A 12,630-nucleotide genomic window follows, 5' to 3' on the forward strand; every position below is an offset into this window, starting at 1 on the left:
ACTCCAATTAAAATAGTCAAAACCATAAAAAAAGTGCTCGAACACACAATTTTTATTAATCTAATAATCAGGCACTACAAAATTACGATAACCGCATCTAATGTACACACTATTTAATCGAACTTAAGGGTTCCAAAAAATTCTGGACGGTGAAAATCCGGTCTTTCCGTACCAACGGCATTCCAAGTGACATAATGTGGTTTGGATGTATCATCGGCACATTTATAGAAGTTAGCTCTAGAGGTTAATCCCTGTAAATTAATATTCTTTGTGAAGGTCCATACCTCTATCGGAATCAACACTGTCATTTCCCATGTGTGATTTCCACTTTTTTCTTCAAAAGGCTCATCACCTAAACTTGAACTTGTTTTGATGTAGTTTTCAATTACTTCCTTATCCACAAATTGACGTTCTCCCCTTCCCGGGCCATAGGCCAGATGGGTGGTTCCTATACAGTTAAACTCAAAATTATAATAGTTGCCATTTTGCAAAGGGTCTATAAAGAATTCCACACAACTATCTTTATGGGTTGCAGAATTAGCTTCTGAAAATTGCGCTAGAATATGGGCTTCCTCTACATAAAATTTAAGCCAAATCTCGTTTTGGTGACGTGCTATTCTAAATTGTACCGTTGGTAGATATAAAAAGGAGTCCCAATTAATTGTAGCAATTTTCTGAAGGTCCGTATGCTTCTCCAACAAATCTGAAACCTGTTTCAAATCTCCGTTGGCATTGCTGGTGATTTCTTTTACCATCAAGGTTTTTCCCTTATTCATTTCTGTTTGTGACATGGTTTTCATTTGTATTAAAAGGGCCGAAAGGACGAAAATTCTAACAATCATAAATGCACTTACTTAATATCCGAAGGTACTTAAATAATAAGTCAATTTTATCTTAGGATTTACACCAAGGACGAAGATACCGCCTCACTGATGTACACGGTCATGTGATAAAAGATATTCTGACTTAAATCTCTAGAATTTCTGGGACGCTTGGTTCTTGATAGATTTTCGCTACCCAATCTTTACGTTGCGTCAATACGGCCCGTTGATTGATAGAACCCTTTTCAGTGACTTCCCCCCTTTTGGCACTAGGCTCAAAATTGGCAATCAAGGCTCTTTTGATAAAGGTGGAAGCGCCGGTATTTCGTTTGAAAATGGCCGTCATCACCTCAATCAATCGTAAAGGTAGTTCTTCTAAAGTCATTTGCTGGCGCATGTTCGCATCCAGAAATAGTAAGGCCCCTACAAAACTTTGGTCGTAACCGGTAAGCACCACGTCTTTTATAAGTCCGTTTGACTCATTCATCAACTGGGTACGAAGTAAACCCACATTTACCCAAGTGCCGGTATTCAATTTAAAATTTTCGGTGATGCGCCCATCAAAGACCAACCCTTGGTTCGCATCTTCAACATCCTGGAGTTTTAAGGCATCACCGCTTTTAAAATACCCTTCTTCATCAAAGGCATTTTCTGTCTGTAGATCATCTCGCCAGTAACCTGGTGTCAAATTCGGACCTTTAAAGCGTACTTCAAAAGCATCATCACAAGGCATTAATTTGGCACTGATTCCCGGTACGGGAACCCCTAAATTTCCTGATAATTGATCATACCGGGTATTGAACATGGTCGACGGACAAGCTTCGGTCATACCATATCCGGAAGAAATCAAAATTCGCTTCCCTACCGTCCGCATGGCAAGCGCGTCCAATCGATCACGCACGTGCTGCGATAAACTGGCGCCTCCGAAGAACAACATTTTCAGCTTGCTGAAAAATAAGGAACATAAAGCCTCGTCTCGGTCTAATTGTACCACCAGCTCTTCAAAACCCTTGGGTACGTTAAAATATACGGTGGGTGCAATTTCCCTTAAATTTTTAACGGTGATTTCAGTGCCCGCTGGAGTAGGGTTTCCCTCATCGATATATAAAGTACCACCATTGTAAAAAACGAGTCCGAAATTATGATTGCCCCCAAAGGTGTGGCTCCAAGGCAGCCAATCGATTAGGTGCAGTCCCCCATTGGACATAAAGGGATATGTTTGTGTTATCTGCTGCAAATTACAGCTGAGATTCCCCTGCGTATTGATGACCCCTTTGGGCATACCTGTAGACCCAGAGGTAAACAATATTTTTGCTATGGTATGTTCAGTAAGCGCTGCATGGGCTTGCTGCACGGACTTTGTAGGAGGTACGCCGAGCAATTCATCAAATAAAACGGCCCCGGTCACCGCGTTTTCCGCTACGACCAAGGGGGTATCGCCCAAAATTGCGTTCAGTGCATTTTGATAGCGCTGTCCATCTTGAGCAAAGACCAAGCCCGGGGTCAATAACTCAATGCAATGCTTCAGTTTTTTATAATCTTTAGATTTTAAGGAGTAGGCCGAACTTATAGCCGAAAACGGAATACCCACGTGTTGGGCCGCCAAGGCCAAAAGGGCATGCTGCCAGCTATTGCCTGAAAGTACCACCACGGGGTGGTCTTTATCGGCACCACTATCGAGCAAATATTGTGCTACCGACAGCATTCTTTTCCAGACCTCAGCGTAGGTCAGGCGATACCAATTTCCATCGGCATCACGTTGGGCCAATAAGGTTTTCTCAGGATTTTTATCCGTCCAATAACATAGTCGCTCGGTTATTTTTTCAGGATAGGACTCCAAAGGCAGCCTCGAGCGCAATAAAATACTGCCGTCGCTTCTAGTGGTTTTCTCGATGTCTATGGCGGCAGTCGGAACTTCTAAGTAGGCGATATCTTGTTTGGTTTCCAAAAATGGGATGTTATTTAGCGGCCATGCGAATGGCACCGTCCAAACGGATGGTCTCCCCGTTCAGCATTTGATTTTCGATAATTTGTTGGGCCAATTGGGCGTATTCTTCGGGTTTTCCTAAGCGGGAAGGAAAAGGCACCTGTTGCCCTAACGATTCTTTGACTTCCTCCGAAAAGCCCATCAACAAAGGGGTTTCAAAAGTACCGGGCGCAATGGTCATCACCCGAATCCCAAAGCGGGCCAATTCGCGTGCTATCGGTAGCATCATGGCTATAATGCCGCCTTTGGAAGCCGAATAAGCCGCCTGCCCAATTTGTCCTTCATAGGCAGCCACCGAGGCGGTATTGATGATGATGCCACGCTCTCCACTTGCTTCAGGCTCGTTGTTCTGAATGGCCTCCGCTGCCAATCGCAAAACATTAAAGGTTCCGATCAAATTGATTTGGATCACCTTTGAAAAAGTTTCAAGCCGGTGTACGCCGTTTCTACCCAAAACCCGTTCTCCTGGACCAATGCCCGCACAATTAATGGCACCGTGCAAAGCTCCAAAATGAGCTAAGGCCTTGGCTATGGTTTGTTTTACATTTTTTTCGTCGGTAACATCGGTTTTAAGAAATAGGGTGGCCGCCCCCAATTCTTCTTGGGCTTGTTTACCAGCAGCTTCGTTTACATCGGCAAGCACGGCATTGCCGCCTTTGCTTACAATCATTTGGGCCGTGGCCAAACCCAAACCCGAGGCCCCGCCAGTAATTAAAAAAGTCTTGTTCTCTATTTGCATAGGTCATGTACGGCTAACTGAAAATCTGGGTGCTTGCAGTAGCCCGTGTTTTAATTTCTAACACGAATATAAGGATATCCGTTGGGACAGCTACCGGAAAAATACATGCTGCATTTAATTAAAAACATTTATTTCATTGAAGTTTAGTAACTTGTAAGAGACTCAGCAACACTTTAACATCATATGAAACGGAAACAGTTCATTAAGACTACCTCAGCGGCCGTTGTAGGTAGTATGCTTACCCCCATGGTTTCTTGCAAAACTGAAAAAAAACCTACCCCAAAAACAAAAGGATCCATGCAAAGAACCAACTGGGCGGGTAATTATACGTATAAAGCAAAGCACATTCACGAACCTAAATCGGTAACGGAAATACAGGACCTGGTTAAAAATTTGGATGTTCAAAAGGCGTTGGGCTCCACACATTGCTTTAATGATATTGCGGATAGTCCCAAAAACCAAATTTCCACCAAACACCTAAACAAGGTAATTGAAATCAATAAAGAAAATAAAACAGTACGGGTAGAAGCCGGTGCCCGATATGGGGATTTTGCCGAAATGTTACACGAAAAAGGGTTCGCCCTTCATAATTTAGCCTCCCTACCCCATATTTCCGTTGCAGGTGCCTGTGCCACTGCCACTCACGGTTCCGGTGTGAACAATAAAAATCTTGCCGGTCAAGTAGTATCCATAGAATTGGTAAAACCAGATGGCAGCCTAGTTGAGCTTAGTAGGGAACATCCAGATTTTGGAGCTGTAGTAGTTGGCTTAGGTGCCTTTGGCATTATCACTACGCTAACCCTCATGCTACAGGATGCTTTTGATGTTCAACAGAATGTTTTTCTTGACCTTCCCTTGGAATCTTTAAAAAGCAATTTTGAAAAAATCATGCAAAGTGGCTATAGCGTGAGTCTTTTTACCGATTGGATGGACAACAAAGTAAGCGAGGTTTGGATCAAACGTACTTTTACTCCGGATATGACCGATTTGGGAACGAATTTTTTTGGAGCGGTGCCGGCCACAAAAAATATTCACCCCATAGTAGCCCTAGATGCCGTAAACTGCACGGAACAAATGGGAGTTCCCGGACCTTGGTATGATAGGCTGCCCCATTTTAAAATGGGCTTTACCCCTAGCGCCGGCGAAGAACTGCAATCTGAATATTTTATTCCTAGGGAGCATGCGGTTGATGCGATATTGGCCATAGAGAAAATGAAGGATGAAATTTATCCGCATATACTTATCTCTGAAATTAGGGCCATTGCGGCAGATGGTTTTTGGATGAGCCCCTGTTATCAACAAGACTGTATTACCATTCATACCACTTGGCAGCAAAAACCTCAGGAAGTAATGGCTTTGTTACCTAAGGTTGAAGAAGCCCTTGCTCCATTTAACGCCAAGCCGCACTGGGGCAAATTGTTTTCCCTAGATGCTAAAACCTTGCAGGCAAGATACCCCAAGTACAAAGATTTTATAGCGCTGGCCAAAAAATACGACCCGCAGGGCAAATTTAAAAACAGTTATTTAACCGAACATATCTATGCATAAATAGCACGTCAGAAATTGAATTTAAAAGAATATTATAGAGCGGTTATGCTTATTCAGTGAAACAGCAGCACTATTTTAACCAACATCAATACTTTAAGACCAGTCTTACCCTATTTGTTATGGGAAATTCATAATTTCAATCAAAACTTTTCAATCATGGCTTCATTCAACTTAAAAATCAATGGTACCACCCTAGAAGTGGAAGCAGATCCAAGTACGCCCATGCTTTGGGTATTGCGGGATCACCTAAAATTAGTAGGAACCAAATTTGGTTGCGGCATTGCCCAGTGCGGTGCCTGCACCGTACATTTGGAAGACAATGCAGTACGTAGCTGCCAATTGCCCGTATCGGCCGTTGGGGACCAGAAAATAACAACCATAGAAGGACTTTCGGAGAATGGTGACCACCCAGTTCAAAAGGCATGGCTGGAAGTAGATGTTCCCCAATGTGGTTACTGCCAAGCAGGGCAGATCATGACGGCCTCGGCTTTTTTAAAGAACAACCCAAACCCTACGGATGAGGAAATCTCTACGGCCATGAACGGTAATATTTGCCGCTGTGGAACGTATACCAGAATCAAGAAAGCGGTAAAATTGGCGGCCGCAGACTCCAAATAAGCCTGTACCTCAACTACTCTAAAACCTAGAAAAAATGACACTCGTAAAAACTAAAATAGGCAGACGCTCCTTTATAAGAACTTCGGCCCTTGCCGGAGGAGGAATGATGGTGGGCTTTAGCTGGCTGGCATCGTGTAAAATGACCCCAGAGCAAGTAAATAACCTGCCCAAAGAATGGTTCGACATCAATGGCTTTTTAAAAATTGCGGATAATGGTCTGGTTACCATAATGAGCCCCAATCCAGAAATTGGCCAAAACGTAAAAACGGCCATGCCCATGATCGTGGCAGATGAATTGGATGTGGACTGGAAGGATGTGATCGTAGAACAGGCACCTTTAAATCTAGATGTCTTTCAGCGTCAATTGGCCGGTGGCAGCCAATCTATCAGGCATGGTTGGGAAGGTCTCCGCATGGCAGGAGCCACAGCACGAAAAATGCTGAAACAGGCCGCAGCTAAAGCATGGGAAGTACCAGAAGCGGAAATTAGCACGGCAATGGGAAGGTTGGAGCACAAGGCCAGTGGTAAATCGGCTGGTTATGGCGAAATGGCATCCGCTGCGGTGCAGGAAGAAAAACCGGATGAAGCCCCGGAATCCATTGAGGCACCAGAAGAGGTAGAACTTAAAAGTATCGATCAATTTACCATTATTGGAACGGACCGCAAGAATGTGGACGGACCCAACATCATAACCGGAAAGCCTCTTTTTGGAATAGACATCTATGAAGAAGGCATGTTAACGGCGATGATCGTACACCCACCAGCATTTGGGCTTACCTATAAATCCATGAATGCCGATGAAGCCAAAGGCATGCCAGGAATTAAAGATATTTTTCATGTAACCGTATATCCGGAAGATGCGGAAAAGCAATGGAGTGACGGTGGTGGAATCCCAGAGCTGGTCGCCATTGTTGGGGAAAGTACCTGGCAGTGTATGCAGGCGAAGAAAGCATTACAAGTAGAATGGGACACCCCCGAAGCACTGGAAAGCACCAAAAGCTACGGAGATGATCTTAGCAAATTATTGGAAGCACCGGTTGAAAAACCGGCGCGTGCAGATGGAGATTTCAAAAAAGCCTTTGCAGGTGCCTCCAAAACTATAGAACGCACCTACACCGCGCCGTTTTTAGCACATAACACTATGGAGCCCATGAACTTTTATGCCAATGTAACGGCAGACAAAGCGGTTTTAAAGGGCCCCATTCAAACACCTGAATTCTTAGAGAAGACCCTCGCGAGCGTCTTAAAAATGCCACTAGAAAAAATTGATATAGACATGACCCGTATGGGTGGCGGTTTTGGCCGTAGACTATATGGCCACTTTGGTGTTGAAGCTGCCGTAATTTCCCAAAAGGTGGGCGCTCCTATCAAATTAGTCTATAGCCGTGAAGATGATATGACCCAAGGAACCTATCGCCCTGCCTATAAAGTGAATTTTAAGGCCGGACTTGATGCCAATAATCAATTGATCGCTTGGTACGTTAAAGGGGTGGGTACCAATGACGACCTTATTTTTGAAAACCGATTTCCTGCTGGTGCGGTAGACAATTATTTAGCGGAAAAGAACAGTCTAAATACCAAGATTACAACCGGAGCTTGGCGCGCTCCGCGTTCCAATTTTATCGCTGGCGCGGAACAATCTTTTATGGATGAAGTAGCGGAACTGGCCGGAAAGGACCCTATAGAGTTTCGTTTGGAACTGTTTGAACGGGCTACTTCCAACCCAGTGGGCGACCCGGAAAAGAATGATTATGACCCACAACGATATGCCGGAGTATTAAAACTGGTCAAGGAGAAAAGTAATTGGGGCAATGGGGATAAAGCTAGGGGCGTAAGTGCCTATTATTGCCACAACTCCTATGTGGCTCAAGTTCTTGATTTAAATATGAACGGCAACCAGCCCCAGGTAGATGAGGTTTGGTGTGCGGTGGACTGCGGAATTGTAATCAATCCCATAAGTGCGAAGAATCAAATTGAAGGCGGAATTATAGATGGTATAGGGCACGCCACTTTTTCTCAAATGACCTTTGAAAACGGCGCACCCCAACAGCAAAATTTTAATGATTACCGTCTTATCAGACATTCTGAAGCACCAAAAGCCATACACTCCTATTTTATAGATAACGGCATAGACCCAACCGGTTTGGGAGAACCTTCACTACCACCCATAGTTGCCGCTTTGGCAAATGCCATGTACAAGGCTACGGGTAAGAGAGTATATAACCAACCATACATTCTGGAAAAGGAAGTGGTAGGATAATTGTATTCGGATGGCAAGATGAAAAAATGGGCAAAGGAAAATTCCTTTGCCCATTTGTTTTGAACTTTATTTTATAATCTTCCAAAAAAAGCGGAAAGTTAGCCTTTGTCATTTATTGCCTTATGCCATCTCCCCTTAAAAATTAAAACCAAAACTGAACAAGAGCCTGTTACCTTCATCTCCATGGTAGAACCCTAAATTTCCGGTGAAGGCACTAAATCCTGTTACCCAAACAGAACCTCCAAAATTGTTTTTCCAAGGGGATGAATTGTCTTCCTCTAACCAAACCCTACCGTAGTCAAATCCTGCACTTACCCCCACCTGTAGTGGAACGAAATTAGTCCGAAATCTGGAAATGCCTACGCGTAAATCGGTACTTTGATAAAAAGCGGATTTACCATTAAAACGTTCATTTCTATAAGCTCTCAAGCTTTGATTTCCTCCTGCTAAGGCACCATGATAAAATTCATAGTTATCACCTAAAATGGTCTCTCCTGCCAGCTTGGTAGCAATAACGGCAATACCGCTGGGGTGCAAAGGATAAATTAGGGCTATACTTGGTTTTATATATCCAAACTTATTGTCTTGGCCGCTTACACTTCTCTTATAACCCGCAACCAAATCAAAGTCCATAGCCCTATTGGGAAAAGAAGGGTCGTTCTTGTTTTCATAGGAATAACCAACTTCCGCAGAAGCATATACCTGCCTCTCAAAAACGTCGTTATTGGCAGCAAAGGCTTGTCCCACAAAACGGTCGTTATCATCTGAAACATCAAAAGACTCCAACGCCGGACTCATATGAAATTTGCTTCCACCGGTTCCATGAACCAAATATGGGGCAACCTTCCATTGGCGAATACGCACCCGATTGAAATCACGATCTAGACTTGTGTCATATCGGGTGTCATTGCCTTCTCCAAAATAATTCATTGTAAAATTGGGGCTAGTATACCGGAGGTCCAGCCCTAGGTTCCAATTCTGGAAGACATGAGCAAACTCCCCATTGTAATCCACCGAAAATCCGTTGGTGGCGAAATAATATTCCGCACCAAAAGTATGCTGTGTTCGAAATGGGTTATTGGCCAACCCATAGGTAGTAAAACGGTCTTCTAATCCCAACCTGAAACCAGTATCACCATCATAACCGGCACTTGGATAAACGATGTTTTGATGATATTTTCTCTTTTGATAGTCATATGTATTCACATCGTATGAATCGGTCAGCCATTTTTTAGACTTTGGGTTCACCACCGTATTATCCTTACTCTTGTAATCATAAAGCTTTACTTTCTTTACCGATTTAAAGTCGTAGGTATCGTTTTTCTTTCCCCCAATTATTTTTAAGTCGATGAGCTTAGTATCATCCCCAGTCACCGTAAACGTATCATTACCATCCAAACCATAAATCCAAATCTCTTTGGTCTGGTCTGCGAAGTATGAATTTTCGAAAACTAAGGAATCTTGGGTGATAGAAATATGGGTCTCTCCATTAGGTTTTCTGGTAATCAAAAACTCGTCATCTTCCTCAGTTCCAATTAAGGTTTCGAATTCTTTAAAATATTCGTAGTATGATTTTGCAATGGAGTCGAGTCCGTCCCTTCGGGCCTTCAGGTATTTTTTAATAGTTACGATACTGTTATCCTGTGCTTCTTCAGGAAGGGTTACAAACGCAGTCTCAATTCCTTCATCGGTCAAATTTTCCTGTATAAAGGAGACCTGTGTTTTCCAGTCGTCCCAAGTTGCTTTTTTTATAAAGGCCTTATCCAACGGATAGCCAGAAAGATTGAACCACTTGGCATTCTTTACATCCGTATCATAACTTTCCATTTTTCTAAGAATGGGAAACGAAAACTTTAAAAGTGCAATTAACGGGCCATCGTATTTAGGAAATGCCTGATCCCAATCACGAGGAATGGCCTCGTAACGTTTTCTACCGTCTTCGGTTTTAAATTCTGCCCATCGCCATTGGTCTTGGTGCCTATCCCAATTGCCCACCAGCATATCGAACAATCGAGCACGAATAAAACTGGCCTCGTCTACAAAAGCCTCTTTGGATTCCCGTAACTCGAAACGCAAATCGTGGGTGCTTATAATATCATCGGGTTTTCCAAAAGTTTCAAAATCCTTATTTTCATCCCCGGCATGTTCTTCCAACATAAAAAGGGCATTGCCGTAATCTTCATTGTAAATACCCAACCCTTTTTGTTTGGGAACGTAGTAAATTTTGGGGTTGGCATGAAGCACCCCAAGGTTTTCGGAAAGGTCGTTCATCGCAAAAGGGGCGTAAGGGTGGGCGGTAGTATAGAAATCAAGTAAAATACGTTCCGCTACCGTATTATCTAAATAATCAATGACGTAATGGTCATCAATAGCATTGGTCTGTAAAAACCGCAGAGCACTTTTTCTTATTGCACGAAGGGTATATTCGTTTTCATTATCGTCAATTAGTCTGAGAGACCTTGACTGGGTACCACCGCCTTCAGAAATAGGCCGAACATTATAGGGCATCTCATCTATCTGTAAAACAGGTGCTTCAATATTTCTACTATAAATATCTCTGTAATGGTCTCCCCAAAGCCATTTATAGAATCCGCTCTTATTGGTTTCTTCATCGGTATAAATGGAAGCTTTAACCGTTGGCCCATAGTTCTTTTCTGGATAAGAAATCTCATCTTCGTACAAACGGTCCCTCTTAATTTCTTTGGTAAATACAGGAACGGAACTACCTTTTTCGAGTTCAAAAAAATCTACTTTAGAACTGCCGTCCTTAAAAACGGTTAGTTTGGCATATCCATTATTGTGACTTTCAAAATGCTCATCTTTGCGTGCCCTAGCTTTTTCCGTTTTCCCAATGGCCCCACTTATAATTTGAGGAATGCCGTCATCTTCCAAATATTGTAGATTTCTGTCCTTTCCGGAAACAAAAATTACGTCCTCGAACTGACTCGCGATAGTTTCCATTCGCCCTCTTAAGTACCTGTTTTGGGCATTCTGATAAGATTCGGGAGTAAAACCTCCCATCTTATCCAATATTGAAATTTTAGAATTGCTCATAACCGGTTGGTACACGGCAACAATTACGGTTTTCCCCTGACTGTCCTTTAAATCATCCTTGAACTCCGCCCAAAATTGTGCTCGGGTCTTGTATTCACATTTTTCGTTAATGTATACGTGTTCATCCCAATCTTCCAAAAACCATTGGGAATCTACCATTTCCAGAACCACCTCATCATTGATGGTTTCCTTTTCCAAAGGACATCCATCATTGGGCCAAAATTTGGCCTTGCTATTATCTTGCAAAAAAGATTCCAGGTCATCTATACTCTGGGGAGCACCGGTGAGCCATTCATTTTCTCCAGGGGTTATTATGACCTTCCCATTGAACTTATCCCAAACCTCCATTAAAGGTTTTAAATAGGTTTTTGCATTTTTCTGTTTTTTGTCTTTGGAAGGAAAACCTTCAGAATCCAGGGTATTGCCCAATAGTAACAGCGTGGCATTCTTGTCACCCTTTGAAGCCAAATTAATGGTCTCCAACATTTCCTTTGCTGCCGTAAATGGAACATTCCCCACATTGGAAGTGATATAAAAAGAATGAGAGACTTCTTTCTCCGAAATGGATTTTGACCTTTCCAGCGACTGTGAAAAAACAGAGGTAGAACCAAATAAAAAAGTACTTATTAAAAATAGGATACGCATGCAGATGGCTTTTGTCATATAGTTTTGCTAACAGGGCGCAACTTAGCAAATGCGGACGGGCCGGCTTATCCAAAAAGAATTTTAACTTACCTCAAACGAATTCCGGTCAAGAATCATTTATAGTAGAAATAGCAACGCCCAATGAAATTACCATCGGGCGTACTTTAGGTAAAAATAACCAGTGTTAATGTCCAAAACTCCCTGCCAATCTGCCAGACAGTTTTTTGGGACTTCTTAATACGTTCGCTAATCTGGGCACGAACGTATTGGATTTAAAAGGAACAAAATCAAACCGCAGCACCGCTATGGGCGATACTGCTCCTGTGATGGTTAACCCGTTGTTTATTTCAAAATCCAAATAACCAAAGCCAGCAGGTGTTTCTTTGCTAGCATCGCTATAGGTGAAAAAACTATCTGCATCCTTGATATAGAATCTTAGCTTACTATATACACCACACCTCAAGGAGACCAAACTTCTGCTGCGAAGAGATTGCCCTTGACTTAAACTATGCAAAGTTACATGCGTTCCATGCAGAAAATTGGTAATGGTATGCTCCTTACCCACTTCATCAAATGCAGACAACTTAAGAATGGAAAGGTCCATTTGCGAAACTTGCATATCCGTTGCAAATTCATTGCTGAGAACAAGGTCCACAACTTTTCTACCTTCGCCATCAATTTGAAATGAGCTGGTCGTAAAAGGTTGTGAAACTATATAATTAGCGTAGAAAGGGGAATTTTTCATCTAGTACTTATTTATGGACAAAATTAGATGCCCAAAAGGAGCTGCAATACTACCTTATTTTCCTATTTCTATGCTATTTTAACCATATGAATGGATTTAAACTTCATTTAACGCTATTTTAGCAAACCTAACCCTGCATCAAAGTCAATTCAAGACTCTAATTATTCATTCAGGGAAAGTGGTTTAACGAATTTTAAGTAAGGAAAATCCACC

At 42.5% G+C, this 12,630-nt stretch carries 8 protein-coding genes; 3 read left to right on the forward strand and 5 right to left on the reverse strand.

Translation table 11 applies throughout. The features are described 5' to 3' along the window. Window positions 1-113: 113 nt before the first annotated feature. The 3 genes from IL355_RS00695 to IL355_RS00705 form a co-directional block, all read right to left on the reverse strand. Window positions 114-842 carry a carbohydrate-binding family 9-like protein gene (locus IL355_RS00695; protein WP_192460297.1) on the reverse strand — a complete coding sequence of 243 codons (729 nt, stop codon included), beginning with the start codon at window positions 840-842 and terminating at the stop codon, window positions 114-116. A gap of 124 nt (window positions 843-966) precedes the next feature. Next, window positions 967-2,769, reverse strand: coding sequence for a feruloyl-CoA synthase (locus tag IL355_RS00700; protein WP_225621070.1), 1,803 nt, complete (start codon window positions 2,767-2,769; stop codon window positions 967-969). A 10-nt stretch (window positions 2,770-2,779) separates the two neighbouring features. Then, window positions 2,780-3,547: a 3-hydroxyacyl-CoA dehydrogenase gene (locus tag IL355_RS00705; RefSeq protein WP_192460298.1), complete on the reverse strand. Its 768-nt coding sequence runs from the start codon at window positions 3,545-3,547 to the stop codon at window positions 2,780-2,782. A 183-nt stretch (window positions 3,548-3,730) separates the two neighbouring features. Between IL355_RS00705 and IL355_RS00710 the strand changes: the two genes are divergently transcribed. From IL355_RS00710 to IL355_RS00720, 3 genes are all read left to right on the forward strand, one after another. Further along, complete coding sequence (locus IL355_RS00710; RefSeq protein WP_192460299.1) at window positions 3,731-5,095, forward strand: D-arabinono-1,4-lactone oxidase; 1,365 nt, start codon at window positions 3,731-3,733, stop codon at window positions 5,093-5,095. Between the two features lie 156 nt (window positions 5,096-5,251). After that, a complete protein-coding gene (locus tag IL355_RS00715) occupies window positions 5,252-5,713 on the forward strand; it encodes a (2Fe-2S)-binding protein (RefSeq protein ID WP_192460300.1) in 462 nt (153 codons plus the stop codon). Between the two features lie 34 nt (window positions 5,714-5,747). After that, entirely contained in the window at window positions 5,748-7,973 is a 2,226-nt protein-coding gene (locus IL355_RS00720; protein ID WP_192460301.1) for a xanthine dehydrogenase family protein molybdopterin-binding subunit, read from the forward strand. Window positions 7,974-8,108: 135 nt separating this feature from the next. Here IL355_RS00720 and IL355_RS00725 read toward each other — a convergent pair whose 3' ends face one another. Then, window positions 8,109-11,690 carry a BamA/TamA family outer membrane protein gene (locus IL355_RS00725; RefSeq protein WP_192460302.1) on the reverse strand — a complete coding sequence of 1,194 codons (3,582 nt, stop codon included), beginning with the start codon at window positions 11,688-11,690 and terminating at the stop codon, window positions 8,109-8,111. 166 nt (window positions 11,691-11,856) lie between these two features. After that, on the reverse strand, window positions 11,857-12,417 hold the full coding sequence (locus tag IL355_RS00730; RefSeq protein WP_192460303.1) for a hypothetical protein: 561 nt from the start codon (window positions 12,415-12,417) through the stop codon (window positions 11,857-11,859). Between the last annotated feature and the right edge of the window lie 213 nt (window positions 12,418-12,630).

Source organism: Euzebyella saccharophila, assembly GCF_014855495.1.
Classification (GTDB): Bacteria; Bacteroidota; Bacteroidia; order Flavobacteriales; family Flavobacteriaceae; genus Euzebyella; species Euzebyella saccharophila.